Here is a 25,681-nt window from a genome sequence, read left to right on the forward strand (position 1 = left end):
TGACGGGGCGGCGATACGGGTGGGCGGCACAGAAACAGCCGGCCGGCACCCTGGCGTGGAACTGTGGCTCCAATAAGCCGGGGCTCCGATATGCCGGGTTTCGGGAAGTTAGTTCTCCCGCTTCCGCTTGCCAACCCGACTGTCTGTTCCTTTTTTTAGCGGGGCCCCTGCCGGCGGAGATGCCGGCGGTGCCGGAAGCGCTGAGTAAGGATGAGCCATGAGCGACACACCTCCCAAACCGGATGCCAAGCCGGATCCCAAGCCGGACGGGCGTACCGGACTGGAACCGGACCGGCAGGTCGGACAGGACGGCGCCGTCCGCGACAAGCTGGTCGCCACCAAGGAGCAATGGGCGCGCGACGGCCGTGCGCTCACCGGCCATGCCGCCGACCCGGCGCGCGACCGGCTGCCGCCCGGCCAGCGTCTGGTGACCGACTGGCCGGTGCTGGATCTCGGCATCACGCCGAAGGTGACGACGGCCAACTGGACGCTCGCGGTGGACGGGCTGGTGGAGAACCGCCTGTCGTGGAACTGGGGCGATTTCCAGGCCCAGCCGCAGGAGAGCTTCGTCTCCGACATCCACTGCGTCACCACCTGGTCGCGCTACGACAACCGCTGGGAGGGGGTCAGCGCCCGCCGCCTGCTGGAGCTGGCCCGGCCGAAGCCGGAGGCGCGCTTCGTCGTCTTCCATTCCTTCGACGGCTACACCACCAACGTCGCCCTGTCGGACTTCGACGACGACGGTGTGCTGCTCGCCACGAGCTGGGAGGGACAGCCGATCAGCCGCGAGCATGGCGGTCCGGTGCGGATCATCCTGCCCAAGCTGTATCTGTGGAAGAGCGCCAAGTGGGTGAAGCGGATCGAGCTGCTGGCCAGCGACCGCAAGGGCTATTGGGAGGTCCGCGGCTACAACAACCACGCCGACCCTTGGCTGGAGGAGCGCTATTCGGACTGACGGGTGGCCGGCGGGGGCAAGTCACTCGCCTGAACGCAAGGTACTGGAGACGCAGGCAACGATCGACACGGATTTCACGGATTTTGACACGGATTTCACGGAACCGCCCGGTTCAGCACGGTCCATCCCGGTCGCCATTCCTATGGATTGACGTCGCGGATACAGCCTGATCCGTGTAATCCGTGTTCTATGTTGCTTCCAACGGCGTGACGCCCACCTTTCAGGCGAGCGCTCCGGCGACGCCGCACTTTCACCAAAAGCCGCTTTCCCCTTGCAAGCGAAACCGTTAAGGTGCGGCGCAAGTGGCCCCGTAGCTCATCAGGATAGAGCGCGAGTTTCCTAAACTTGAGGCAGCAGGTTCGAGTCCTGCCGGGGTCACCACCACAAAAAATCGCCGTTCAGTGCGCGACGATGGCGCAGACCGCCGCCTTCGTCGCCTTGGCCAGATCGGCGGGCGCCAGCACGATCTGCAAGCCGCGCCGGCCGCCATTCACCACCATTTCCGGCAGCGCTTCGGCGCTCGCGTCGATGAAGGTCGGCAGCGCCTTCTTCTGGCCGAGCGGGCTGATGCCGCCGACCAGGAAGCCGGTGGTCTTTTCCGCCAGCGCCGGGTCGGCCAGATCGGCCTTCTTCGCCTTGGCCGCCGCGGCGATGGCCTTCAAATCCAGCTTGGCCGCAACCGGGATGACGGCGCAGGCCAGCGCCTTGGGCTCCAGCTGGACGATCAGGGTCTTGTAAACGATGGCCGGGTCGAGGCCGAGCGATTCGGCCGCGTGCAGGCCGATGGCGTCGGCCGACGGGTCGTACTCGTATTCCATCAGCCGGAAGGCGACGCCCGCCGCCTTCGCCGCATTGACCGCCGGGGTCACCTTCGCCGCCATGCTCCACACCGCTCGCTGAACTAAGTGCGGCGGGAGCTTGGCAGGCGGTGCAAGGGGTGTAAAGCCCTCTCCCCGAACGGAAAGAGGGAGACGCTCACTCCATCCCGCGCGACGACGGGTTGCCGATCATCGTCAGGAATTCGCGGCGGGTCGACGGGTCGGTGCGGAAGGCGCCCAGCATGCGGCTGGTCACCATGGTCACGCCGGTCTTGTGGATGCCGCGGGTCGTCATGCACTGGTGCTGCGCCTCGACCACCACGGCGACACCCTCGGGCTGGAGGACCTCGTCGATGGTGTTGGCGATCTGCGCCGTCATCTTCTCCTGGATCTGCAGGCGCTTGCCATAGGCCTCGACCAGCCGCGCCAGCTTGGAGATGCCGACGACGCGGCGGCGCGGCAGATAGGCGACATGGGCCTTGCCGATGATCGGCACCATGTGGTGCTCGCAATAGGACTCGACCCGGATGTCGCGCAGCACAACCATCTCGTCGTAGCCGTCGGTCTCCTCGAAGGTGCGCGACAGGATCTCGACCGGGTCGATGCCGTAGCCGGCGAAGAATTCCTCATAGGAGCGGACGACGCGGTCCGGCGTGCCGACCAGCCCTTCGCGCGCCGGGTCGTCGCCGGCCCAGCGGATCAGGGTGCGCACGGCCTCCTCCGCCTCGGCGCGGGACGGGCGGGCAAGGGCGTCCGGCCGGGACAGGCCGGGGCCGCGGAGCACGTTGTCGGCCGCCGGAGGCTTGGCGTGCGGGGTCTTGGTAGCCGTCACGGGAACATCCTTTCCATAACTGATAACACGCCTTGCGTGGACCATCGGCCGTGAGCCGACGGCTGTCGCGCAACACGCCCATCCTGTCTGGCGTCACTCGGGTTTGCCGTCAGTACGGAGCCGATGCCTCGGCGGATCAACCGAACGGCCCGTAAGACGAAAAGGAAATATCTGGAACGGAGCGGCGGCGCCTGCCTTCCCGTTTCCGCCCGGTTTCTGTCGCCGGACGCCATTCGGAAGATCCTAGATAGGATCCGGCCTATGACCTTCAAGCGATGGACAAAGTACGGGCAGCCATGCGGCTTGTCAAAGCCGCGTGTTGAATTCTTCCAATAACCACACAAGTTCTATTGTATTATTCGCCTGCAGCCGGATTTCCGCAGCCGGAATTCTGGGTCCGGATTTTTCCGGTCAGTTCAGCTGCATTGGCTGGTGCGGGCTGTCCAGCGAGAAGGCCGGGATCGTCACGTCGAAGGCGCGGCCGTCCTCGCCCTCCATGCCGTAGGTTCCGGCCATGATGCCGGACGGCGTGCCGAGCGGGGTGCCGCTGGTGTATTCGAAATGGTCGCCCGGCTCCAGCACCGGCTGTTCGCCGACGACGCCGGGCCCCCGCACCTCCTGCACGCGGCCCATGGCGTCGGTGATGCGCCAGTGGCGGGTGCGCAGCTGCACCGTCTCCTCGCCCTCATTCTCGATGCGGACATGGTAGGCCCAGACGAAGCGTCCCTCCGCCGGGGACGACTGGTCCTCCAGGAACACGGGCTGCACGGTGACGCGGATGTCGTGGGTGACGGCGGTGTACATGGTCGAGAATCCTGGCGGGCAATCCTGGGCGGGCAATCCGAACGGACAGCCCGGTAAACGGCGCCGGGCGGCTGTCGGCACAGAATAAGGTCCCCCCTCCGCACTGTCCAGAAGCGCCCCGGACAATCGTGGGACATGCCCGCATTCAGATGGATACAGTTATGCACTGCATCGGGGTCTCCACGGTCTTGCGACGGGGGGGCGACGATGATATATGCGCAAGTCCCAGCAACGGCCGAAGAGCCTTGTCCATGTCTCGTTCGCACGCCCTTCGCATCCGACGACGGAGCCTCGCACCGCGCATTGCGGTTGCGGCCGTCCTTGGGTCGCGTGCGAACGCCAGAGGCACATCGGGGACCTGACACCCCCGGCCTTCCGGCGGCGGCGCGATCCGCCCTTCAGAAGCCTTCTGAGAAGACCTTCTTCCCGCCGGGAGCCCCAGCTGATGATCATCACCGTCGAAGAGCCCAAGCACGCCGCCGCCATCGAAGCCTTGCTGGACGCCTCCTTCGGTCCCGACCGCTTCAACAAGACCGCCTACCGGCTGCGCGACGGCGTCGACTCCATCCCCGCCCTGAACCTCGTCGCCATCGAGCATGACGAGCATGGCCGCGAGGTGGTGGTGGGCACCATCCGCTACTGGCCGATCCTGGTCGGCGGCGCCACCCCGTCCATCCTGCTCGGCCCCATCGCGGTCGCCGCCCATCTCCAGGGCAGCGGGCTGGGCAGCAAGATGATCCGGATGAGCCTGAACAAGGCGGTGGCGCTGGGCCACAAGTCGGTGATCCTGGTCGGCGACGCCCCCTATTACGAGCGGTTCGGCTTCTCCCGCGCCCTGACGCTGGGCATGGAGATGCCGGGTCCGGTCGACATGAGCCGGCTGTTGGGGCTGGAACTGGTCGAAGGCTCGCTGGCCGGCGCCGCCGGCATGATCGGCAAGCCCGAGCAGGCCGACGCGCAGGAGAGCGAGGCCGGCGCCACGCCGGTTCTCGGCCCGGTGCTGGCCACGTCTATCGACCTGCCGGCGGGAGACACCCCCGTCCCTTTCAGCGCCCTGTTCGGCCGGACGGCGGCGGAGCGACTTTGGACTGACCGGGTGCGCCGGACCGACTGGTTCTGGCGCGACGGCCTCCAGGCCGGGGCGGCGTGACCGTTCCGCATCCCGGAAACGGCTTGTTGTGCGAAATGGAGCGGGGCGAAGCGGGATTGACTCGATTCGCCCCGCACGCGATACCATCTTTTCAGGAGCGACGCCGGACCGACGGCGTGCCGCGCGCCACGCAGAACCGTGAGCGCGCTATTCGTTTTTGTTCCAAGCGGAAGGGTGCGGGTTGACCAAGAAGCTGTTCATCAAGACCTGGGGCTGCCAGATGAACGTGTACGACTCCGCCCGCATGGTGGACGTCCTGGCACCGCTGGGCTACCAACCGGTCGATGAGCCGGACGGCGCCGACATGGTGATCCTGAACACCTGCCACATCCGCGAGAAGGCGGCCGAGAAGGTCTTCTCCGAGCTGGGCCGGCTGCGCCAGATGAAGGACCGCAAGGCGGAGGCCGAGGATGGCCGGATGATCCTGGCGGTCGCCGGCTGCGTCGCCCAGGCCGAGGGCGAGGAGATCGTCGCCCGCGCCCCCTTCGTCGACATGGTCTTCGGCCCGCAGACCTACCACACCCTGCCGGAGATGGTGGCGAAGGCCAGCCGTGCCGCCGGCAGCGTGCTGAACACCGATTTCCCGGCCGAATCCAAGTTCGACCTCCTGCCGGAGGAAGCAGGATCCCAGGGCGTCGCCGCCTTCCTGGCGGTGCAGGAGGGCTGCGACAAGTTCTGCACCTTCTGCGTGGTGCCCTACACCCGTGGCGCCGAGTTCTCCCGCCCCGCCGGCCAGATCCTGGCCGAGGCGAAGCGGCTGGTCGCCGGCGGCACGCGCGAGATCACCCTGCTGGGCCAGAACGTCAACGCCTGGCACGGCGACGGGCCGGACGGCGTGACCTGGGGCCTCGGCCGGCTGATCCGCGAACTGGCGGAGATCGACGGGCTGGCGCGCATCCGCTACACCACCTCGCACCCGCGCGACATGGCCGACGACCTGATCCGCGCCCATGCCGAGGTGCCGCAGCTGATGCCCTACCTGCATCTGCCGGTGCAGGCCGGGTCGGACCGCATCCTGGCGGCGATGAACCGCAAGCACAGCGCCGACGACTACCGCCGGCTGGTCGACCGGCTCCGCACGGCCAAGCCCGATCTGGCGATGTCCGGCGACTTCATCGTCGGCTTCCCCGGCGAGACCGACGCCGATTTCGCCCAGACGCTGAAGCTGGTCACCGAGATCGGCTATGCCCAGGCCTATTCCTTCAAATACAGCTCGCGTCCCGGCACCCCGGCCGCGGTCGAGGGCGCCCAGTTGCCGGACGCGGTGAAGGAGGCGCGGCTGGAGGCTCTGCGCCAGCTGCTGGATGCCCAGCAGATCGCCTTCAACCACGGCTTCGTCGGCCGCAGCGTGCCGGTCCTGTTCGACCGCGTCGGCCGCCGCGACAGCCAGTTGCTGGGCCGCAGCCCGTGGATGCAGTCGGTCCATGCCGAGGCGGACGAACGGCTGCTCGGCCGCATCGTCGAGGTGCGGGTCGACGCCGCGCGGGCCAACAGCCTCGCCGGCACCGTGGTGACCGGCGAATACGTCACCACCTCTCCCTTCCAGCCTGCCGTAACCTTGGAGGCCAGCGCTTGAACGGTCTGCCCGAACGGCGCATCGACGTTCAATTCGATGACAACCGTCTTCTGCCGATGCTGTACGGGGAGCATGACCGCCACCTCGCCCGCATCGAATCGCTTCTCGGCGTGTCGCTGATCTCCCGCGGCAACACCCTGACCATCTCCGGCCCGTCCGACGCCGCCGAGACGGCGCGGACGGCGCTGAACGGCCTGTATGGCCGGCTGACCCGCGGCCAGACCATCGACGGCGGCGAGGTCGACGGCGCCGTCCGCATGGCGACCGCCGAGGCCGGTTTCGCCGGCGTCGCTGCTGGCGAGGAGCCGCGCCCCGCCGCCCCGCAGGCGACGATCACCCGCGCCGAGATCGCGCTGCGCACCCGCCGGCGCGGCCCGATCACGCCGCGCACCCCGACCCAGGCCGCCTATCTCCAGGCCCTGGCGGAGAGCGAGCTGGTCTTCGGGCTCGGCCCGGCCGGCACCGGCAAGACCTATCTGGCGGTGGCGCAGGCGGTGGCCCTGCTGACCACCGGTCAGGTCGACCGCATCGTGCTGTCGCGCCCGGCGGTCGAGGCCGGCGAGCGGTTGGGCTTCCTGCCCGGCGACCTGAAGGAAAAGGTCGATCCTTACCTGCGCCCGCTCTATGACGCGCTGCACGACATGTTGCCGGCCGAACAGGTCAAGAAGCGGCTGGAGTCCGGCGAGATCGAGATCGCGCCGCTGGCCTTCATGCGCGGCCGGACGCTGGGCAACGCCTTCGTCATCCTCGACGAGGCGCAGAACACCACACCGATGCAGATGAAGATGTTCCTCACCCGCCTCGGCGAAGGCGGGCGGATGGTCATCACCGGCGACATCTCGCAGATCGACCTGCCGACCGGCACCCGGTCGGGCCTGCGCGACGCGCTCGACATCCTGCGCGGGGTGGAGGGGGTGCGCTTCGTCCGCTTCACCGACGCCGACGTGGTCCGCCACCCGATGGTGGCCCGCATCATCCGTGCCTATGACCAGGCCGACGCCCGCGAGGCGGAACGCAAGCAGGCCCGCCGCTTCAACGCTGCGCCGACCGGTTCCGCATCCGAAACGACCGGCGGCGATGCTGGGATCGTTGGAGAACCGGAATGACCACCGCGGTCGATATCGCTGTTTCACGTGAAGCCGGCGACTGGGCCGAGGATGCCGAGTGGCTGGCCGAGCGCGCGGCGCTCGCCGCGCTCGCTGCGGCCTACGACGACGAGGAAGGCCCGGCCGAGCTGTCGGTCGTGCTGGCCGACGACGAACTGGTCCACCGGCTGAACCGCGAGTATCGCGGCAAGGACAAGCCGACCAACGTCCTGTCCTTCGCCCTGACCGAAGCGGAGGAGCCCGACGCGCAGGAGGGCGTGCCGGTGATGCTGGGCGACGTCATCCTCGCCTATGAGACGGTTGCACGCGAAGCCGCCGAACAGCGGAAAAGCTTGCAGGACCACCTGACTCACCTTGTGATGCATGGTGTTCTGCATCTGCTGGGGTATGATCACGAGACGGACGACGAGGCCGAGGAGATGGAGGCGCTGGAAACCCGGTTGCTCGCCACGCTCGGAATCGCCGATCCTTACGCCGCCAACCACCAACCGCCGGACCGATGAGCGATATATCCGACAGTCGCACGCCCCGTGATGACAACGGGGCCGAAGACCATTCCCTGGGCCACCTGTTCAAGGGGTGGCTCCGCACCGTCTGGGGCGGCCGCGAGGACACATCCCTGCGCGGCACCATCGAAGAGCTGATCTCCGGCCTGGACGATGCGGCCAGCGAGGACGGCGAGGATTCGCTGGGCACAGGCGAGCGGGCGCTGCTGACCAACATCCTGAAGCTGCGCGACCGCACCGTCGCCGACGTCATGGTGCCGCGCGCCGACATCATCGCCGTCGACATCGACACCCCCTTCCCAGCATTGGTCCAGCGCGTCGCCGAGGAAGGCCATTCCCGCCTGCCGGTGTTCCGCGAGACCCTGGACGACGTGGTCGGCATCATTCACATCAAGGATGTGATGACCCTGATGGCCAAGCAGGCCATCTCCGCCGAAGGGCTGCGCCAGAAGCCGGACCTGAGCGGCATCATCCGCGAGGCGAAGATCGTCGCCCCCTCCATGCATGTGCTCGACCTCCTGGTGCAGATGCGCCAGACCCGCCAGCACATGGCGCTGGTGGTGGACGAGTTCGGCGGCATCGACGGCCTCGTCACCATCGAGGATCTGGTCGAGGAGATCGTCGGCGAGATCGAGGACGAGCATGACGAGGCCGCGGCGCCGCGGCTGGTCGAACGTCCCGACGGCAGCCTGATCGCCGACGCCCGCCTGCCCATCGAGGATTTCGAGGTCCGCGTCGGCCCGGTGCTGACCGAGGAGGAGCGCGAGGACATCGACACGCTCGGCGGTCTGGTCGTCTCCATCGCCGGCCGCGTGCCGGGGCTGGGCGAACGGCTGGTCCACCCGTCGGGCCTGGAGTTCGAGATCGTCGACGCCGACTCCCGCCGGCTGAAGCGCCTGCGCGTCCACAACGTCCCGGCCAACAGCGTGGAGCTGGCGGAGACGGCCTGAAGACTGGGTGGGGCCGGCCTCCCCACCCCCACAACACAGCCCCGCCCACAAGAACCTTGGCACCCCCGCACGGCAGCATTACCTATGGCGCCGCCCGCACCTATGGCGCCGCCATCCCTGCCGCTGCCGGAGTTTTGCCTTGACCGCCACCGACACCCTGCCCGTCCCGGCCAAGCTGGGCCGCGTTTCCGCGCGGCTGGCCGCGTTGACCGGCTGGCGCCGGCTGGCCGCCGCGATGCTGCTGGGCGGGTTCGCCACGCTGGCGCTGCCGCCGGCCGACCTGATGCCGGTCGTGCTGGTGGCCTTTCCCGGCCTGATCTGGCTGCTCGACGGGGCGGAGACCAAAAAGGGCGCCTTCGCCGTCGGCTGGTTCTTCGGTTTCGGCCACCACCTGCTGGGGCTCTACTGGATCAGCGCCGCCCTGTTCACCGACATCGAACGCTTCTGGTGGGCGCTGCCGCTGTCGGCGGTCGGCCTGCCGGTCGTGCTGGCGACGTTCAGCGGCGGCGCCACCCTGACCTTCCAGCTGCTGCGCCGGCGCGGCTTCGGCGCCGGGCTCGGGCGCCCGCTGCTGTTCGCCGCCTGCTGGTGCCTGTGGGAATGGCTGCGCGGCCATGTCTTCACCGGCTTTCCCTGGAACCTGATCGGCTATGGCTGGGTCGGGGTACTGCCGGTTCTGCAGACCGCCTCGCTGGTCGGCATCTATGGCCTGACGCTGGTGACGGTGCTGGTGGCGTCGCTGCCGGCCGCCCTGCCCGACCGCGACACCACGCCCGGCCGGGCCGGCGCCGCCGTCGCCGCCGGTCTGGCGCTGCTGGCGATCCTCGGCGGCTGGGGCGCATGGCGGCTGGCCGGTGCGGTCGACGAGCCGGTGCCGGGGGTGCGGCTGCGGCTGGTGCAGGCGGCAATCGACCAGCGGCTGAAATGGGCGCCCGGCGAACGGGTGCAGAATTTCCAGAGCCATCTCGCTTTGTCCGCCGCCGCCCCGGCCGATCCCTCCACCCCGCCGCCCAACGTCATCATCTGGCCGGAAACCGCCGTTCCCTTCTTCATCGAGGACGATGCGCGGGTGCGGCAGGCCCTGGCCTCGGTCACGCCGTCCGGCGGGCTGCTGATCACCGGAGCCCCGCGCACGACGGTGGATGCCGACGGCGAGCGCCGCTATTTCAACGGCATGGTGGCGGTGGACGGCAGCGGCGCCGCGGTCGCCGACTACGACAAGTTCCATCTCGTCCCCTTCGGCGAATATATGCCGCTGCGGCAATGGCTGCCGGTCGGCGCCATCGCCGGCAACGGGGCGGAGTTCTCCGCCGGTCCCGGCCCGCGCACCCTGCATCTGGGCGACCGCGTGGCGGGCCTGCCGCCTTTCAGCCCGCTGATCTGCTACGAGAGCATCTTCCCCGGCGCGGTGGTCGATACCGCCGACCGGCCGCAATGGCTGCTGAACCTGACCAACGACGCCTGGTACGGCCGCACCGCCGGTCCGCACCAGCATTTCGCCATCAATCAGGTGCGGGCCGTCGAGGAAGGGCTGCCGCTGGTCCGGGTGGCGAATACGGGAATATCCGGGGTGGTGGATTCCTACGGTCGTGTGCGACAATTGCTCGGTCTGGGTGAGCGTGGCTTCATCGATACCACGTTACCGAAAGCTCCGTCTGGCGTTACAGCCTATGCCCGCATGGGAGACTGGATTTTCGGCATAGTGCTTCTAGGCTGTTTCATGGCAGCCCTAGCCTCGCGATATCACCGGTGACACTGCAATACGGGCATTCTGCCCGCCACCGGCAGAACAAATTCGTGTAACCGGCATGACCGGAGCGGGCTTGACTGCATACGTGGATATGTCGTAACTAGGTTGCACAACCGTTACAGGGATAAACGAGATGCAGACTGAAACTGGAGCGCCGCGCGGGCGCCGTGCGGGTGCAGGCCGTCCGAAGACCGGAAAGCCGAATCCCATCGATGTCCATGTCGGATCCCGCGTCCGTCTCCGCCGCACCCTTCTCGGCATGAGCCAGGAAAAGTTGGGTGAGGCCATCGGCCTGACCTTCCAGCAGGTGCAGAAGTACGAGCGTGGCGCCAACCGCATCGGCGCATCGCGTCTGTTCGATCTCAGCCGCGTGCTGGACGTGCCGGTTTCCTTCTTCTTCGACGACATGCCGGCCGACGCGGCCTCGGCCCGCGTCGATGACGACGACGAGGCGGGTGGCTCGGAAGAGCGGTCGGCCAGCACCTACGAGCCCGATCCGATGGCCAAGCGCGAGACGCTGGAACTGGTCCGCGCCTATTACAAGATCAGCGATCCGTCGGTGCGCAAGCGCCTGTTCGAGCTGACCAAGGCAGTGGCCAGCGCCGCCGTGGCGGAAGCCGCGGAGTAAGGTGCGGCGGTGATTTGCAGCAGTGACCCACGGCGGCAATTCACCGCGGCAATTGGGAGCGGCAATTGGGGGCGTCGAGCTCACGGCAGCGACTCCTGCCGGTTGTCCGCGGCCTGCGATACCCACCGAACGGGGAAGATGTGGCGCGACCGTATCCACCCCCTTCGTGTGGTGCCTGCGATGATAGGACCAAGGCCTTACCGCCGGTAGGCTTCTTGACCCCGGCCTGAAACCTTGTCAAAACCGGATTTGGATCGGTGTCTGCGGCCGCTGTACCGGTCTGCCGTTTCGGCTCATGAAATAGCGTGCCGCCGAATGCCGAGGTTTCCCGTGGCAAAGTTGAACTACGTCTTCACCAGCGAGTCCGTGTCGGAGGGTCATCCCGACAAGGTCTGCGACCGCATTTCCGACGCCATCGTCGATCTCTACCTCTCGCACGACCCGCAGGCCCGCGTGGCCGTGGAGACGCTGGCGACCACCAACCAGGTGGTGCTGGCCGGCGAGGTTCGCGGCCCCGCCAGCATCGAGGCCGACCAGCTGGTCGCAGCCGCCCGTGCCGCGGTGAAGGACATCGGCTACGAGCAGGACGGCTTCCACTGGGAGAAGATGGACGTCAAGTGCTTCGTCCATTCCCAGTCCGCCGACATCGCGGTCGGCGTCGACGCTGCGGGCAACAAGGACGAGGGTGCCGGCGACCAGGGCATCATGTTCGGCTATGCCTGCCGCGAGACCCCGGCCCTGATGCCGGCGCCGATCTACTACAGCCACGCCATCCTGAAGTCGCTGGCCGAGGCGCGCCATTCCGGCGCCGCCCCGCAGCTGGGCCCGGACGCCAAGAGCCAGGTCACCCTGCAGTACATCGACGGCCGCCCGACCCGCGCCACCGCCATCGTGCTGTCGACCCAGCATGCCGAGGGGCTGGACCAGGACGCGGTGCGCGAGATCGTGCTGCCGCACATCGTCAACTGCCTGCCGGAAGGCTGGATGTGCGACGATAAGAATCTGTACGTCAACCCGACCGGCCGCTTCGTCATCGGCGGCCCGGACGGTGACGCCGGCCTGACCGGCCGCAAGATCATCGTCGACACCTACGGCGGTGCGGCCCCGCACGGCGGCGGCGCCTTCTCCGGCAAGGACCCGACCAAGGTCGACCGCTCGGCCGCCTACGCCGCCCGCTACCTCGCCAAGAACGTCGTCGCGGCGGAACTGGCGGACAAGTGCACGATCCAGGTCTCCTACGCCATCGGCGTGTCGAAGCCGCTGTCGGTCTATGTCGACACCCACGGCACCGGCAACGTCGACGAGGACCGTCTGTCCGACATCCTCCAGCAGCTGGTCGACCTGTCCCCGCGCGGCATCCGCACGCATCTGGGCCTGAACAAGCCGATCTACGCCCGCACCGCCGCCTACGGCCATTTCGGCCGCGAGCCCGAGGTGGACGGCGGCTTCTCGTGGGAGAAGACCGATCTGGTCGAGGCCCTGCGCGGCGCCTTCTGACTGCCCCGACCGGCGGATCACCAGAGATGAAAAAGGGCGGCGGAGGCTGGAAACGGCCTCCGCCGCCCTTTTTGTGTAAGCCCTTTTCCTGCCGATGCCGCTCTTCGAACCGCATCGGCCGCCATGACCGACAGCCCCTAGCCGACAGCCCATGACCGACAGCAAAACCGACCGACCGACCGACGACGCTCCGCAGATAGAAACCGGAAACCGGCTGTTCGGCCGGCGCAAGGGCCGCCCCCTGCGTAAGCGCCGCACGAGCCTGATCGAGGATCTGCTGCCGCAGCTCCAGATCGCGGTGCCGAAATCCGGCGGCAGCCCGACACCGGGATTTTGGGACCCCGCCAGCCTGTTCGACGCGCCGAAACGCGAGGTCTGGCTGGAGGTCGGCTTCGGCATGGGCCATCACCTCGCCTGGCAGGCCAAGCACAACCCGGATGTCGGCATCGTCGGCGCCGAACCCTTCCTCAACGGCATCGCCGGTCTCTTGGGGATGATCGACGACGACGATCTCAGCAACGTGCGCATCCATCCCGACGATGCCCGGCCGCTGCTGGACGCCCTGCCCGACGCGTCGATCGGCCGTGCCTTCGTGCTGTTCGCCGACCCCTGGCCGAAGAAGCGCCATGCCGACCGCCGCTTCATCGGGCCGGAGAACCTGCCGCGGCTGGCCCGCGTGCTGAAGGACGGCGCCGAGCTGCGTCTGGCCAGCGACGACATGGGTCTGGTGCGCTGGATGCTCGAACATACGGTCAAGCATCCCGATTTCGAATGGACGGCGCGCCGCCCGTCCGACTGGCGCATCCGCCCCGACGACTGGCCGGCAACGCGCTATGAGGAGAAGGCGATCATTGCCGGGCGCAAGCCGGTCTTCATGAGGTTCGTCCGCCGCCCGCGGGGATGACATATACCCGTTCCGCTTGAGATTCCGGGCCGCGACGTCGATCGGTCCCGAAAAGGCTTGCGGCATCGGCCGGAATGACTATATTCAGCCTCTGAGAACCCATACGGATCGGCGGCCCGGGCAACCGGGCCGGCGAGACGCTTTGCGGGTGGGCTTTTGCCCACTTATTTTTTTATGAGCGTGTGGAAGCACGCGCTTGTTGAACCTTCTGTTGTGGAAACCTCGTCCGGTTCGATCCCGGCCGCAGGCTTTGGGTTAGGTGGAATGGACGCTACAGGTCGCATCGAACAGATCATCACGCCGTCGGTCGAAGCCATGGGCTATGAGGTCGTGCGCGTTCAGATCTCCGGCGGCCAGCGGGCAATTCTCCAGATCATGGCGGAGCGCGCCGACGGCGCGCCCATGACTGTCGAGGATTGCGCCGACATCAGCCGCTCCGTTTCAGCCCTGCTGGACGTGGAAGACCCGATCCGCGAGGCCTACACGCTGGAAGTCAGCTCCCCCGGCATCGACCGGCCGCTGACCCGGCTCAAGGATTTCGAGCGCTTCGCCGGCTTCGAAGCCCGGCTGGAAAGCCGCATGGCCATCGACGGCCGCAAGCGTTTCAAGGGCATGCTGAAGGGCGTCGAGGACGGCCTCGTGTGCGTCGACACCGAACAGGGACCCGCCCGGCTGGAGTTCGACAACATCCTGCGCGCCAAGCTGGTGCTGACGGACGAGCTGATCCGCGCCAGCCAGGAGCAGCAGGAGGGCCTGGAGCACTGACGGCCCGGTCCGCCAGGACGATAGCCGCCAGGATCCCCGCCCGAAGTTGCCCCCCGCCGACCCGACCGGACATCACGCAAGACCGGCACCACACAAGACCGATTCAGGAAGTGTAACGGATGGAACTGCTGCAAGTCGCTGACGCGGTCGCCCGCGAAAAGAACATCGACCGGGACGAAGTCCTGGAGGCGATGGAGCAGGCGATTCAGAAGGCCGGCCGCTCCAAGTACGGCCATGAGCATGACATCCGCGCCCGCATCGACCGCAAGACCGGCGACATCCATCTGACCCGCCACCTCGAAGTGGTCGAGACGGTGGAGAACGAGGCGACGCAGGTAACCCTGCCCTACGCCCAGAAGCGCAAGGCCGGCGCCAAGCTCGGCGATTTCCTGGTCGACCCGCTGCCGCCGATCGATTTCGGCCGCATCGCCGCCCAGACCGCCAAGCAGGTGATCGTGCAGAAGGTGCGCGACGCCGAGCGCAAGCGCCAGTTCAACGAGTACAAGGACCGCAACGGCGAGATCGTCAACGGTCTGGTCAAGCGCGTCGAATACGGCAACGTCACCGTCGACCTGGGCCGCGCCGAAGCGATCCTGCGCCGCGACGAGCTGCTGCCGCGCGAGCATTTCAAGAACGGCGACCGTGTGCGCGCCTACATCTTCGACGTCCGCGAGGAACCGCGCGGGCCGCAGATCTTCCTGTCGCGCACGCATCCGATGTTCATGGCGAAGCTGTTCGCCCAGGAAGTGCCGGAAATCTACGACGGCATCATCGAGATCAAGGCGGTCGCCCGTGACCCGGGTTCGCGCGCCAAGATCGCGGTGCTGAGCCACGACAGCTCCATCGACCCGGTCGGCGCCTGCGTCGGCATGCGCGGCAGCCGCGTCCAGGCGGTCGTCGGCGAGCTGCAGGGCGAGAAGATCGACATCATCCCGTGGAACGGCGAGGCGCCGACCTTCGTCGTCAACGCGCTCGCCCCGGCCGAGGTCGCCAAGGTCGTGCTCGACGACGACAACCACCGCATCGAGGTGGTGGTGCCCGACGACCAGCTGTCGCTGGCCATCGGCCGCCGCGGCCAGAACGTGCGCCTCGCCTCGATGCTGACCGGCTGGGACATCGACATCCTGACCGAACAGGAAGAGTCGGAGCGCCGGTCGGAGGAAATCCACAACCGCTCCGCCCTGTTCATGCAGGCGCTGGACGTCGACGACGTGATCGCCCACCTGCTGGTCGCCGAAGGCTTCACCTCGGTCGAGGAGATCGCCTATGTCGAGACCGAGGAGCTGGCCGAGATCGAAGGGTTCGACGAGTCGGTCGCCGACGAGCTGAAGCAGCGCGCCCTGGCCTTCCTGGAAGTCCGGGACGAGCAGGCCAACGAGCGCCGGCTGGAGCTGGGCGTCGAGGACATCATCGCCGAGCTGACCGGCTTCAGCGCCACGCAGCTGGTGAAGCTGGGCGAGAACGGCGTCAAGACGCTGGACGACCTGGCCGATCTGGCCGGCGACGAGCTGGTCGAGATCCTGGGCAAGGACGGCGCCAAGGACGCTCCCTCGGAAGAGGAGGCGAACGCGATCATCATGGCCGCGCGCGCCCACTGGTTCGAGGGTGAGGGCGAGGACGGCGCCACTGCGGCTCCCGCCGCCGACGGCGCTGCCGCGGGTTCGGCCGATGGCCAGGGCGCGCAGGCCTGACCGGCAGCAATGCCGGTTGGAACTGCGCCCGAGAGGAACGATTATTCGGGACCGCGCGAGCGGATGACGATCGGATGACCGAACGGAACGACGAACGGACACCGACCGCCACCGCGGATGCGGTGCCGGAACAGGATTTGGCACAGGACGATTGTGCCGGTACGGACCGCCTGCCGGCCGACGACGAGAAGGGGCCTCTGCGCCGCTGCATCGCGTCGGGCACGGTGGGGCCGAAGGAGAGCATGATCCGCTTCGTGATCGGCCCCGACGGCGAGGTGGTTCCGGACCTGGAGGAACGTCTGCCCGGCCGCGGCCTTTGGGTCACGGCCGACCGGGATGCCCTGGCGAAAGCCATGGGTAAATCCGTTTTCGCCAAAGCGGCCCGCCGGGCGGTGAAAGTACCGCCCGATCTGGCCGAGAGGCTGGAACGGCTGCTGGAGCGGCGCTGTCTGCACGCGTTGGGCCTTGCCCGCCGTGCCGGCCACGTTCTGGCGGGATACGAGAAGGTGCGCGAGGCGTTGAGGGCCAACCAGGTCGGCCGTGCGGGTCCCCCGCCGGCCCTGCTGGTTGAAGCCGCGGACGGCTCGCTGGACCAGCGCGGCAAGGTGACGGCGCTCGCGCCGTCGCTGCCGGTGATCGACCTGTTCCAGTCCCCGGCCTTGGCCGCGGCGCTGGGACGCGATCACGCGGTGCACGCCGTGGTGGCGCGGGGCAGGCTGGCCGCAGGGCTGGCCCGCGATGCGGCACGCCTGAGGGGGCTGAAAGGTCCCCAGGGGCAGCTGGGCTCGACAGGTCCCGAAGGGGACCGGGACGCGCACCGGGAATCTGATAAGGGCTTGGGAGTCGGCGATACGGCCGGCCGGCCTGCGATGTAACGTCTGACCATTCGGGAACCGATGACCGACAGCAACGACCAGGACCAGAAAAAAGTCTTGCACCTAACCGGCGCCAGCAAAGGAAAGCTGGAGTCGAAGAAGCCGGTCGAGACCCAGGTCCGGCAGAGCTTCTCCCATGGCCGGTCAAAAGCGGTGACCGTAGAGGTCAAGCGCAAGCGTCATGTTGAAAAGGGCGCCGTGCCCGGCGTTGCCGACGGCGGCGCCGCCGCGCGTCAAGCTGCCCAGGGCCTGCCGATGCGCGGCGCCCAGGGCCAGCGCCCCCGTGGCGGCGGTGCCCCTGCCGGGCGCCAGCTGACCCGCGAGGAGCTGGAATCCCGCCTGCGCGCGCTTCGTGGCGCCGCGGCGTTCGAAGAGCAGCGCCGGATCGACGCCGAGGAAGACGCGGCCCGCGCCGAAGCCCGCGCCGCCGAGGCCGAAGCCCGCGCCGCCCAGATCGCCGAAGATGAGGCCGCCGCTCCGGCCGCCCCCTCCGAAGCCGCTGCTCCGGCCGCCGCCCCCTCCGACGCTCCGGCGCCGGCCGCGCCGGAAATGCCGCCGATCATCCTGGATGCCGATACCTTGCGCCAGCGCGAGCTGGACGAGATGCGCGCCATCCAGGAGGAGGATCGCAAGATCGCCGCCGAGGCCGAACGCCGCCGCAAGGAGGAAGAGGCCAAGCGCAAGGAAGCCGAGGACGCCAAGCGTCGCGACGCCGAGCCGGCCCCGCGCCGCGACGGTGTCCGCGATGGCGCCCGCGACGGTGCGGGCCGTGACGGCGCGCGTCCGGCCGGTGCCCGTCCGGCCGGCGACCAGCGCCCCGGCGGCGCGACAGCCCGTCCGGCCGCCGACGCCGCTCCCGGCCGCACCCCGCCGGGCGTCGGCGCCCCGCCGGCCCGCGCCGAGGAAGAGGACGACAACCGCCGCAAGGGTGGTCGCGGCGGCGCTCCGGCCAAGGCCGCGCCGGCCCGTCCGGCCGCCAAGGCTCCCGCCGGCGCCGACCGCCGCAAGGGCACCAAGCTGACCGTCTCGCAGGCGCTCAGCGACGACGGCAGCGACCGCACCCGGTCGCTGGCCGCGGTGCGCCGTGCCCGCGAGCGTGAACGCCTGCGCCAGATGAGCCGTCAGGAGACCGCCAAGGTCACCCGCGACGTCGTCCTGCCGGAGGTCATCACCGTGCAGGAGCTGGCCAACCGCATGGCCGAGCGTGGCGCCGACGTCATCAAGGCGCTGATGCGCATGGGCGTGATGGCGACCATCAACCAGACCATCGACGCCGACACCGCCGAGCTGCTGATCACCGAGTTCGGCCACCGCGTCCGCCGCGTGTCGGAGTCCGACGTCGAGATCGGCCTGCGTGCCACCGAGGAAGAGGGCGCCATCCTGGTGTCCCGTCCGCCGGTCGTCACCATCATGGGCCACGTCGACCACGGCAAGACCTCGCTGCTCGACGCGCTGCGCCAGACCGACGTGGTGTCGGGCGAGGCCGGCGGCATCACCCAGCACATCGGCGCCTATCAGGTGCAGCTGGAGTCGGGTGCGAAGATCACCTTCATCGACACGCCGGGTCACGCCGCCTTCACCGAGATGCGTGCCCGCGGCGCCAACGTCACCGACGTGGTCGTGCTGGTGGTCGCCGCCAACGACGGCGTCATGCCGCAGACGATCGAGGCCATCCGCCACGCCAAGGCGGCCAAGGTTCCGATCATCGTCGCCATCAACAAGTGCGACCTGCCCGATGCCAAGCCGGAGCGCGTCCGCCAGGAACTGCTCCAGCACGAGCTGGTGGTCGAGGAGATGGGCGGCGACGTGCTCGACGTCGAAGTGTCGGCCAAGGCCAAGCGCAACCTGAGCAAGCTCGAGGAGGCCATCCTCCTCCAGGCCGAAATCCTGGAGCTGCGGGCCAACCCCGAGCGTGCCGCCGAAGGCGTCGTCATCGAGGCGAAGCTGGAGCGTGGCCGCGGTTCGGTCGCCACCGTGCTGGTCCAGCGCGGCACGCTGAAGGTCGGCGACGTGTTCGTCACCGGTGCCGAGTGGGGCCGCGTCCGCGCCCTGATCAACGACCGCGGCCAGAACGTCAACGAGGCGGCCCCGGCCGTGCCCGTCGAGGTTCTGGGCCTGAACGGCACGCCGATGGCCGGCGACGACTTCTCCGTCGTCGAGTCCGAGGCCCGTGCCCGCGAGATCGCCGAGTTCCGCCAGCGCAAGAAGCGCGAAGCGGCGGTGGCGGCCTCGGCCCGCGGTTCGCTGCAGGACATGTTCAGCCGCATCCAGGCCGGCGAGGCCAAGGAACTGCCGGTCGTCATCAAGGGCGACGTGCAGGGCTCGATCGAAGCCATCGCCAGCTCGCTGGAGAAGCTCACGGCCGAGAACACCGAGGTCAAGGTCCGCGTCCTGCACAACTCGGTCGGTGCGATCAACGAGTCCGACATCACGCTGGCCAATGCGTCCAACGCGATGATCATCGGCTTCAACGTCCGCGCCAACCCGCAGGCCCGCGATCTCGCCAAGCGCGACGGCGTCGAAATCCGCTACTACTCGATCATCTACAACGTGATCGACGACGTGAAGGCGGCGCTGACCGGTCTGTTGTCTCCGACGCTGCGGGAACGCTTCATCGGCTACGCGACCATCCGCGAGGTGTTCAACATCACGAAGGTCGGCAAGGTCGCCGGTTGTATGGTCACGCAGGGCACCGTCAAGCGCGGCGCCGGCGTCCGCCTGCTGCGCGACAACGTCGTCATTCACGAAGGCACGCTCAAGACGCTCAAGCGCTTCAAGGACGAGGTCAAGGACGTCCGCGAGGGTTACGAGTGCGGCATGGCCTTCGAGAACTACGACAACATCCAGGCCGGCGATCAGATCGAAGCCTTCGAGATCGACGAAATCGCTCGCGAGCTTTGAGACCGACGGTCCGCCCGGCCCCTTCCGGTGTTCTACCGGACGGGGCCGGGCGGTTCGTTTTCCGGATAGTTTTTCCGGACAGGGTGAGGGTGACGCCAACCTGGAGGTGACGCTATGGATCGCGTTCCGCTTTCCGAAGCCGACGGGCATATGGCCGAACTGATCGACCGGGTGGAGAATGGCGAGGAGATCGTCATTCTTCGCGATGGGAAGCCTGCGGTTAAGCTGGTGCCCGTCGCAGAAGATCCCCTCGCGGAAGACGGGGCGCCCGCACGAACGCCGTCCGGCAAGCGACCGGTGCTGTTCGGCTTCGCCAAGGGACAAATCCGGATCGCCGAGGATTTCGACGCTCCGCTGCCCGACGACCTGCTGAAGAGCTTCTACGGTCTCGCTCCGGACGAGGAGTGGCCGGACCAGTGGAAAGGGGTGCCGGGGTGAGGCTGCTGCTCGACAGTCATGTGCTGCTGTGGCTGGCGACCGACGACCCGAAGCTCGGTTCCGCTGTCCGGACCGTGATCGCCGACGGTTCCAACACCGTGCTGGCGAGCATCGCGTCGCTCTGGGAACTCACCATCAAGACCGGCCTCGGAAAACTGACCTTGCCCACCGGGTTTCATCGCCTTCTGGTCGAAAACGGTCTGACGATCCATCCCATCGACGTCCGTCACATCGACCGGCTGGACAATCTGCCCCGGCATCACGGCGACCCCTTCGACCGCATGCTGATCGCCCAGGCCCAGGCCGATGGCCTGACGCTGGTCAGCGCCGACCGAACCATCAGACTTTACGACGTGCCCGTTCTCTGGTCCTGACACCGGTCAGGCCGCCGCGGGTGCCAGACATCGACGAAAGACACGTACCATGGCCAGCAAGAAGCGCGGCGCGTTCATCGCCGGCAAGCCCCCGTCCCAACGGCAACTGCGCGTCGGCGAGGAGGTGCGCCACGCCCTTGCCGACCTGTTCCGCCGCGGGGACTTCCACGATCCGGAACTGGCCTCGCTGAACGTCACGGTCACCGAGGTGCGGATCAGCCCCGACCTGTCCAACGCCACCGTCTTCTATGCGACGCTGGGCGGCGAGCGGATGGAGGAGGCCCAGGTCGCCCTGAAACGGGCCGCCGCCTTCCTGCGCGGGCAGGTCGCCCGCATGGTCAACCTGCGCCACGCCCCGACGCTGAGCTTCGAGGGCGACACCTCCTTCGACTACGCCCACCGCATCGACAGCATCCTGCACAGCCCGGAGGTCGCCCGCGACCTGAGCGGCCATCCGCTGGGCCGCGTCAATGGCGACGACGACCATGACGAGGACGAGGACGATTCCTGGGACGAGGATGAGGACGGCGAGGACGAGGATCCCGACGCGGCGGACGACGAACTGGACGGGGACGACGACCTCGACGAGGACCGCGCCATGCTCGACGACGAGGACAAAAGCGGGGAAAATAGCGGGGAAAAGGGCGGCCGTCGTGGCTCGTAAGCGCAAGGGCACGCCGATCCATGGCTGGGTGGTGCTGGACAAGCCGGAAGGCATGACCTCCACCCAGGCGCTGTCGAAGGTGCGCCGCCTGCTGAACGCCGAGAAGGCCGGGCATGGCGGCACGCTGGACCCGCTGGCGACCGGCATCCTGCCGATCGCGCTGGGCGAAGCGACCAAGACCGTGTCCTATGCCATGGACGGTGCCAAGACCTATCGCTTTTCCATCCGCTGGGGCGAGCGCACCAGCACCGACGACCGCGAGGGCGAGGTGATCGCCCGCTCGGACCACCGTCCGGCGACCGACGAAATCCGCGCCGCCCTGCCCGCCTTCCTGGGCGAGATCCAGCAGGTCCCGCCGCAGTTCTGCGCCATCAAGATCGACGGCGAGCGCGCCTATGACATCGCGCGCGAAGGCGATGCGGTCGATCTGGCCGCCCGCACCGTGCGCATCGACCGCTTCGAGCTGGTCGAGGAACCCGACGCCGACCATGCGGTGTTCGAGGTCGATTGCGGCAAGGGCACCTATGTCCGCTCGCTGGCGCGCGACCTGTCGGAGGCGCTCGGCACGGTCGGCCATGTCGGGCTTCTGCGCCGCCTGCGCGTCGGCTCCTTCACGCTGGACCGGGCGATTTCCCTGGACGAACTGGCCGCCATGGAGCAAGGTGCGGCCGTCGAACGACTTCTGTTGCCGATCGAGACCGCGCTGGACGACATCCCGGCGCTGGCCCTGACGGAAGCGGAAGCGCACCGACTGAGGCACGGCCAGACGGTCGCTCTCCTCACCCGGCAGGATCGTGAACGGCTGATGGCGGTTCAGGGTGCTGAAGGGGGGGATTGCACCGTCATTGCGCTTTTCGGCGGAACGCCGGTGGCGTTGGCCCGTGTCGAGGGGGCGGAGGTCCGTCCGGTGCGCGTGCTCAACCTCACGTGATTTAGGAGACCCCGATGTCGATTACGCCCGAGCGCAAGCAAGAGCTGATCAAGGAATTTTCCCGCGGCACCAACGACACCGGTTCGCCCGAGGTCCAGGTGTCGATCCTGACGGAGCGCATCAGCAACCTGACGGATCACCTGAAGGGCCACAAGAAGGACTTCCACTCCCGCCGTGGTCTGCTGGTGATGGTCGGTCAGCGCCGCCGTCTGCTCGACTACCTGAAGAAGAAGGATCATCCGCGCTACGCCGCGCTGATCGAGCGTCTGGGCCTGCGCCGCTAAGCTGCGCCGTCCCGCTGACGGGTTCGGGTTCCCCTGGCCGGCCACCGGCCGGGGGCTACCCACCGGAACAGCGGAACAAGGCAAGTCTTCGTTCACCTGTACCGTTTCGGAACACCTCATTGGTTATTGGCAATAGAAACTCGATCTTGAGCGTTTCGTGATGGACAGGCCGGCCCGTTTATTCGGGGACCGGCCTTTTTTGCATCCGCAGCGCCTCTACCTCGATTGATTTGGTCCTGTTGTCGAACACCGTATCTCCAGTTTTCTCGCGGGGTCCTACGACCGATGGCCCCGGCCTTGGGCGGCAATCCGGCCGTTCCAGGGTGTCGGATGGAAGGAAAGAATCCATGTTTACTGTTCATCGCAAGGAAATCGAGTGGGGCGGCCGCAAGCTGGTCCTGGAAACGGGCAAGATCGCCCGTCAGGCCAACGGCGCGGTTCTGGTCACCTATGGTGACACCACCGTCCTGTGCACCGCCGTCGCCGCCAAGGCGCCGAAGCCGGGCATCGATTTCTTCCCGCTGACCGTCAATTACCAGGAAAAGGCCTTCGCGGCTGGCAAGATCCCCGGCGGCTTCTTCAAGCGCGAAGGTCGTCCGACCGAGAAGGAAACGCTGGTCAGCCGCCTGATCGACCGTCCGATCCGTCCGCTGTTCGCCGATGGCTTCCGCAACGAGACGCAGGTCGTCTGCACCGTGCTGAGCCACGATCTGGAGAACGATCCGGACATCGTCGCGATGGTCGGCGCCTCGGCCGCGCTGACGATCTCCGGCATCCCGTTCCTGGGTCCGATCGCCGCCGCCCGCGTCGGCTACAAGAACGGCCAGTACATCCTGAACCCGACCCGGGACGAGGTCGGCGACAGCGACCTGGATCTGGTCGTCGCCGGCACCGTCGAAGGCGTGCTGATGGTCGAATCGGAAGCCAAGGAGCTGACCGAAGAGGTCATGCTGGGCGCCGTCATGTTCGGCCACACCAACTTCCAGCCGGTGATCAACCTGATCATCGACCTGGCCGAGGAAGCCGCCAAGGAGCCGTGGGACCTGCCGGAGCCGGCCTATGACCGCAAGGCCCTGAAGGCCCGCCTGCGCGAGACCGTCGGCGCCGCCGTCGAGGCCGCCTATACCGAGACGGTCAAGCAGAGCCGCTACGAGAAGGTCGGCGCCGCCAAGGCGAAGGCGCTCGAGACGCTGGCCGAGGAATTCGACGCCCAGTCGATCGGGTTCGAGTTCAAGGAGCTGGAAGCCGACATCCTGCGCGGCGCCGTCCTGAAGACCGGCCGCCGCATCGACGGCCGTGACACCAAGACCGTGCGCCCGATCGTGTCGGAAGTCGGCATCCTGCCGCGCGCCCACGGCTCGGCCCTGTTCACCCGTGGCGAGACCCAGGCGCTGGTGGTGACCACGCTGGGCACCAGCCAGGACGAGCAGATCATCGACGCGCTCGAGGGCGAGTACCGCGAGCACTTCATGCTGCACTACAACTTCCCCCCGTACTCGGTGGGTGAAGCCGGCCGCATGGGCAGCCCGGGCCGCCGCGAGATCGGCCACGGCAAGCTGGCGTGGCGCGCCATCCACCCGCTGCTGCCGAAGAAGGAAGACTTCCCCTACACGCTGCGCGTCGTGTCGGAAGTCACCGAGTCCAACGGTTCCTCCTCGATGGCCACCGTCTGCGGCACCTCGCTGTCGCTGATGGACGCCGGCGCGCCGCTGATCCGTCCGGTCGCCGGCATCGCCATGGGTCTGATCAAGGAAGACCACGGCTTCGCCGTCCTGTCGGACATCCTGGGTGACGAAGATCACCTCGGCGACATGGACTTCAAGGTCGCCGGCACCGAGGTCGGCGTCACCGCGCTGCAGATGGACATCAAGATCACCTCGATCACCGAGGAGATCATGAAGATCGCGCTGGGCCAGGCCAAGGACGGCCGCCTGCACATCCTGGGCGAGATGTCGAAGGCGCTGACCGGCGCCCGCGAAGGCGTCAACGAGAACGCCCCGCGCATCACCGTGATCAACATCCCGAAGGAGAAGATCCGCGACGTGATCGGCTCCGGCGGCAAGGTGATCCGCGAGATCGTCGAGCAGACCGGCGCCAAGATCGACATCGAGGACGACGGCACCGTCAAGGTCTCGGCCGTCGACCAGAAGAAGTCGGACGCCGCCATCGAGTGGATCAAGGGCATCGTCGCCGAGCCGGAGATGAACGTCGTCTACACCGGCAAGGTGGTGAAGGTCGTCGATTTCGGCGCCTTCGTGAACTTCCTCGGTTCGCGCGACGGCCTCGTCCACATCTCCGAACTGGCGCAGCAGCGCGTCGGCAAGGTGTCGGACGTCGTGTCGCAGGGTGACTCGGTGAAGGTCAAGGTCATCGGCTTCGACGACCGCGGCAAGGTCAAGCTGTCGATGAAGCAGGTCGACCAGGCCACCGGCGAGGACCTGACCAAGAAGGCGGAGTGATCCGTCGTTAAGGTTCGGGACCGCCGGGCAACCGCCCGGTGACTCCTGCCATGAAGAGGGGCGCTTCCCATCGGGGAGCGCCCCTTGTCATTATGGGTGTCCCTTCCCTTTCCGCAGTTCCCGATGTCCCGCGCCGAACGTCTTCTCGATCTGATGCAGGTTCTGCGGCGGCATCGCCAGCCGGTCAGCGGCAAGTCGCTTGCCGGCGAGCTGGGGGTCAGCCTGCGCACGCTCTACCGCGACATCGCCACGCTCCAGGCGCAGGGCGCGATGATCGAGGGGGAGCCGGGGGTCGGCTATCTGCTGCGCGCCGGCTTCCTGCTGCCGCCGCTGATGTTCACCGAGGAGGAGGTCGAGGCGCTGGTGCTGGGGTCGCGCTGGGTGGTGGAGCGCGGCGACAGCCGGCTGGGCGGGGCGGCGCGCAACGCGCTCGCCAAGATCGCGGCGGTGCTGCCGGCCGACAAGCGCGAGGGGCTGGACGGCTCGACCCTGCTGGTCGGGCCGGGCGAACCCATTCCTGCGGGGGACGCCGAACTGGCGGCCATCCGCGGCGCGATCCGTGGGGAGCGCAAGCTGGAGATCGCCTATCGCGACCGTGACGGCTCGGAAAGCCGGCGCACAGTCTGGCCCTTCGCGCTGGGCTTCTTCGACCGGGTGCGGGTGATGGTGGCGTGGTGCGAGCTGCGCCAGTCCTTCCGCCATTTCCGCACCGACCGCATCCTGGCGCTGACCGCCAGCGACATCCGCTATCCCCGCCGCCGGCAGGCGATGCTGAAGGAGTGGCGCGCGGCCGAGGGCATCCCGCAAAAGGGATGATCGGGGT

24 protein-coding genes and 1 tRNA gene are annotated in these 25,681 nt (G+C 67.9%); 22 read left to right on the forward strand and 3 right to left on the reverse strand.

All coding sequences use genetic code 11. The annotated features are described in order from the left end of the window. Positions 1-217: 217 nt before the first annotated feature. Positions 218-955, forward strand: a complete 738-nt coding sequence (locus ABNQ39_RS12165) for a sulfite oxidase-like oxidoreductase (RefSeq protein ID WP_376957842.1) — start codon at positions 218-220, stop codon at positions 953-955. A 304-nt stretch (positions 956-1,259) separates the two neighbouring features. Then, positions 1,260-1,336 (forward strand) — tRNA-Arg (locus ABNQ39_RS12170). A gap of 17 nt (positions 1,337-1,353) precedes the next feature. Here the strand turns inward: ABNQ39_RS12170 and ybaK are convergent. From ybaK to apaG, 3 genes are all read right to left on the reverse strand, one after another. Continuing rightward, positions 1,354-1,836 (reverse strand): Cys-tRNA(Pro) deacylase, encoded by a 483-nt coding sequence (gene ybaK / locus ABNQ39_RS12175; protein WP_193548476.1) that lies wholly within the window; start codon positions 1,834-1,836, stop codon positions 1,354-1,356. A gap of 94 nt (positions 1,837-1,930) precedes the next feature. After that, the gene (gene folE, locus ABNQ39_RS12180) at positions 1,931-2,557 is read right to left on the reverse strand and encodes a GTP cyclohydrolase I FolE (RefSeq protein WP_193548487.1); all 627 of its coding nucleotides are present in this window, start codon (positions 2,555-2,557) and stop codon (positions 1,931-1,933) included. Between the two features lie 459 nt (positions 2,558-3,016). After that, entirely contained in the window at positions 3,017-3,409 is a 393-nt protein-coding gene (apaG, locus tag ABNQ39_RS12185) for a Co2+/Mg2+ efflux protein ApaG (RefSeq protein ID WP_098740939.1), read from the reverse strand. A 445-nt stretch (positions 3,410-3,854) separates the two neighbouring features. Here apaG and ABNQ39_RS12190 point away from each other — a divergent pair, with 445 nt between their 5' ends. The 20 genes from ABNQ39_RS12190 (at position 3,855) to ABNQ39_RS12285 (ending at position 25,674) form a co-directional block, all read left to right on the forward strand. Continuing rightward, the gene (locus tag ABNQ39_RS12190) at positions 3,855-4,559 is read left to right on the forward strand and encodes a GNAT family N-acetyltransferase (RefSeq protein WP_376957843.1); all 705 of its coding nucleotides are present in this window, start codon (positions 3,855-3,857) and stop codon (positions 4,557-4,559) included. 181 nt (positions 4,560-4,740) lie between these two features. Next, the gene (miaB, locus tag ABNQ39_RS12195; RefSeq protein ID WP_376957844.1) at positions 4,741-6,135 is read left to right on the forward strand and encodes a tRNA (N6-isopentenyl adenosine(37)-C2)-methylthiotransferase MiaB; all 1,395 of its coding nucleotides are present in this window, start codon (positions 4,741-4,743) and stop codon (positions 6,133-6,135) included. A 56-nt stretch (positions 6,136-6,191) separates the two neighbouring features. After that, positions 6,192-7,241: a PhoH family protein gene (locus tag ABNQ39_RS12200; protein ID WP_428846400.1), complete on the forward strand. Its 1,050-nt coding sequence runs from the start codon at positions 6,192-6,194 to the stop codon at positions 7,239-7,241. After that, on the forward strand, positions 7,238-7,744 hold the full coding sequence (gene ybeY / locus ABNQ39_RS12205) for an rRNA maturation RNase YbeY (RefSeq protein ID WP_376957846.1): 507 nt from the start codon (positions 7,238-7,240) through the stop codon (positions 7,742-7,744). The genes ABNQ39_RS12200 and ybeY overlap by 4 nt, the downstream gene beginning before the upstream one ends. Continuing rightward, complete coding sequence (locus tag ABNQ39_RS12210; RefSeq protein WP_376957847.1) at positions 7,741-8,697, forward strand: hemolysin family protein; 957 nt, start codon at positions 7,741-7,743, stop codon at positions 8,695-8,697. The genes ybeY and ABNQ39_RS12210 overlap by 4 nt, the downstream gene beginning before the upstream one ends. A 139-nt stretch (positions 8,698-8,836) precedes the next feature. Further along, the gene (gene lnt, locus ABNQ39_RS12215; protein ID WP_376957848.1) at positions 8,837-10,450 is read left to right on the forward strand and encodes an apolipoprotein N-acyltransferase; all 1,614 of its coding nucleotides are present in this window, start codon (positions 8,837-8,839) and stop codon (positions 10,448-10,450) included. 130 nt (positions 10,451-10,580) lie between these two features. Then, on the forward strand, positions 10,581-11,075 hold the full coding sequence (locus ABNQ39_RS12220; RefSeq protein ID WP_109052220.1) for a helix-turn-helix domain-containing protein: 495 nt from the start codon (positions 10,581-10,583) through the stop codon (positions 11,073-11,075). A 315-nt stretch (positions 11,076-11,390) separates the two neighbouring features. Next, a complete protein-coding gene (gene metK / locus ABNQ39_RS12225) occupies positions 11,391-12,572 on the forward strand; it encodes a methionine adenosyltransferase (protein ID WP_376957849.1) in 1,182 nt (393 codons plus the stop codon). Positions 12,573-12,723: 151 nt separating this feature from the next. After that, positions 12,724-13,476 carry a tRNA (guanine(46)-N(7))-methyltransferase TrmB gene (gene trmB, locus ABNQ39_RS12230; RefSeq protein ID WP_376957850.1) on the forward strand — a complete coding sequence of 251 codons (753 nt, stop codon included), beginning with the start codon at positions 12,724-12,726 and terminating at the stop codon, positions 13,474-13,476. A 264-nt stretch (positions 13,477-13,740) separates the two neighbouring features. Then, positions 13,741-14,241: a ribosome maturation factor RimP gene (gene rimP / locus ABNQ39_RS12235; protein ID WP_109052223.1), complete on the forward strand. Its 501-nt coding sequence runs from the start codon at positions 13,741-13,743 to the stop codon at positions 14,239-14,241. A gap of 119 nt (positions 14,242-14,360) precedes the next feature. Next, entirely contained in the window at positions 14,361-15,932 is a 1,572-nt protein-coding gene (nusA, locus tag ABNQ39_RS12240; RefSeq protein WP_376957851.1) for a transcription termination factor NusA, read from the forward strand. Positions 15,933-16,006: 74 nt separating this feature from the next. Continuing rightward, entirely contained in the window at positions 16,007-16,807 is an 801-nt protein-coding gene (locus ABNQ39_RS12245; protein WP_376957852.1) for an RNA-binding protein, read from the forward strand. A 21-nt stretch (positions 16,808-16,828) separates the two neighbouring features. Continuing rightward, positions 16,829-19,708 (forward strand): translation initiation factor IF-2, encoded by a 2,880-nt coding sequence (gene infB / locus ABNQ39_RS12250; RefSeq protein ID WP_376957853.1) that lies wholly within the window; start codon positions 16,829-16,831, stop codon positions 19,706-19,708. Positions 19,709-19,822: 114 nt separating this feature from the next. After that, a complete protein-coding gene (locus ABNQ39_RS12255; protein WP_376957854.1) occupies positions 19,823-20,146 on the forward strand; it encodes a type II toxin-antitoxin system Phd/YefM family antitoxin in 324 nt (107 codons plus the stop codon). Next, complete coding sequence (locus tag ABNQ39_RS12260; RefSeq protein ID WP_376957855.1) at positions 20,125-20,520, forward strand: type II toxin-antitoxin system VapC family toxin; 396 nt, start codon at positions 20,125-20,127, stop codon at positions 20,518-20,520. The genes ABNQ39_RS12255 and ABNQ39_RS12260 overlap by 22 nt, the downstream gene beginning before the upstream one ends. A gap of 49 nt (positions 20,521-20,569) precedes the next feature. Continuing rightward, on the forward strand, positions 20,570-21,184 hold the full coding sequence (gene rbfA / locus ABNQ39_RS12265; RefSeq protein ID WP_376957856.1) for a 30S ribosome-binding factor RbfA: 615 nt from the start codon (positions 20,570-20,572) through the stop codon (positions 21,182-21,184). Next, positions 21,174-22,115 carry a tRNA pseudouridine(55) synthase TruB gene (truB, locus tag ABNQ39_RS12270; protein ID WP_376957857.1) on the forward strand — a complete coding sequence of 314 codons (942 nt, stop codon included), beginning with the start codon at positions 21,174-21,176 and terminating at the stop codon, positions 22,113-22,115. Before rbfA ends, truB begins: the two co-directional genes overlap by 11 nt. Positions 22,116-22,129: 14 nt before the next feature. Further along, complete coding sequence (gene rpsO, locus ABNQ39_RS12275; protein WP_376957858.1) at positions 22,130-22,399, forward strand: 30S ribosomal protein S15; 270 nt, start codon at positions 22,130-22,132, stop codon at positions 22,397-22,399. Positions 22,400-22,746: 347 nt separating this feature from the next. Beyond that, on the forward strand, positions 22,747-24,858 hold the full coding sequence (gene pnp / locus ABNQ39_RS12280; RefSeq protein WP_376957859.1) for a polyribonucleotide nucleotidyltransferase: 2,112 nt from the start codon (positions 22,747-22,749) through the stop codon (positions 24,856-24,858). A gap of 123 nt (positions 24,859-24,981) precedes the next feature. Then, a complete protein-coding gene (locus ABNQ39_RS12285) occupies positions 24,982-25,674 on the forward strand; it encodes a helix-turn-helix transcriptional regulator (protein WP_376957860.1) in 693 nt (230 codons plus the stop codon). Positions 25,675-25,681 lie beyond the last annotated feature (7 nt).

It is taken from the genome of Azospirillum sp. A26, from assembly GCF_042604635.1.
Lineage (GTDB): Bacteria > Pseudomonadota > Alphaproteobacteria > Azospirillales > Azospirillaceae > Azospirillum > Azospirillum palustre.

What these genes read in the sequence shown, in the direction of transcription:
- pnp (WP_376957859.1), top strand. Translation starts at nt 22,747, where the DNA reads ATGTTTACTGTTCATCGCAAGGAAATCGAGTGGGGCGGCCGCAAGCTG.
- ybaK (WP_193548476.1), bottom strand. Translation starts at nt 1,836, where the DNA reads ATGGCGGCGAAGGTGACCCCGGCGGTCAATGCGGCGAAGGCGGCGGGC.
- ABNQ39_RS12165 (WP_376957842.1), top strand. Translation starts at nt 218, where the DNA reads ATGAGCGACACACCTCCCAAACCGGATGCCAAGCCGGATCCCAAGCCG.
- metK (WP_376957849.1), top strand. Translation starts at nt 11,391, where the DNA reads ATGCCGAGGTTTCCCGTGGCAAAGTTGAACTACGTCTTCACCAGCGAG.
- ybeY (WP_376957846.1), top strand. Translation starts at nt 7,238, where the DNA reads ATGACCACCGCGGTCGATATCGCTGTTTCACGTGAAGCCGGCGACTGG.
- rbfA (WP_376957856.1), top strand. Translation starts at nt 20,570, where the DNA reads ATGGCCAGCAAGAAGCGCGGCGCGTTCATCGCCGGCAAGCCCCCGTCC.
- rimP (WP_109052223.1), top strand. Translation starts at nt 13,741, where the DNA reads ATGGACGCTACAGGTCGCATCGAACAGATCATCACGCCGTCGGTCGAA.
- ABNQ39_RS12245 (WP_376957852.1), top strand. Translation starts at nt 16,007, where the DNA reads ATGACCGAACGGAACGACGAACGGACACCGACCGCCACCGCGGATGCG.
- ABNQ39_RS12210 (WP_376957847.1), top strand. Translation starts at nt 7,741, where the DNA reads ATGAGCGATATATCCGACAGTCGCACGCCCCGTGATGACAACGGGGCC.
- ABNQ39_RS12220 (WP_109052220.1), top strand. Translation starts at nt 10,581, where the DNA reads ATGCAGACTGAAACTGGAGCGCCGCGCGGGCGCCGTGCGGGTGCAGGC.
- rpsO (WP_376957858.1), top strand. Translation starts at nt 22,130, where the DNA reads ATGTCGATTACGCCCGAGCGCAAGCAAGAGCTGATCAAGGAATTTTCC.
- ABNQ39_RS12285 (WP_376957860.1), top strand. Translation starts at nt 24,982, where the DNA reads ATGTCCCGCGCCGAACGTCTTCTCGATCTGATGCAGGTTCTGCGGCGG.
- infB (WP_376957853.1), top strand. Translation starts at nt 16,829, where the DNA reads ATGACCGACAGCAACGACCAGGACCAGAAAAAAGTCTTGCACCTAACC.
- nusA (WP_376957851.1), top strand. Translation starts at nt 14,361, where the DNA reads ATGGAACTGCTGCAAGTCGCTGACGCGGTCGCCCGCGAAAAGAACATC.
- ABNQ39_RS12190 (WP_376957843.1), top strand. Translation starts at nt 3,855, where the DNA reads ATGATCATCACCGTCGAAGAGCCCAAGCACGCCGCCGCCATCGAAGCC.
- apaG (WP_098740939.1), bottom strand. Translation starts at nt 3,409, where the DNA reads ATGTACACCGCCGTCACCCACGACATCCGCGTCACCGTGCAGCCCGTG.
- ABNQ39_RS12200 (WP_428846400.1), top strand. Translation starts at nt 6,192, where the DNA reads ATGCTGTACGGGGAGCATGACCGCCACCTCGCCCGCATCGAATCGCTT.
- trmB (WP_376957850.1), top strand. Translation starts at nt 12,724, where the DNA reads ATGACCGACAGCAAAACCGACCGACCGACCGACGACGCTCCGCAGATA.
- ABNQ39_RS12255 (WP_376957854.1), top strand. Translation starts at nt 19,823, where the DNA reads ATGGATCGCGTTCCGCTTTCCGAAGCCGACGGGCATATGGCCGAACTG.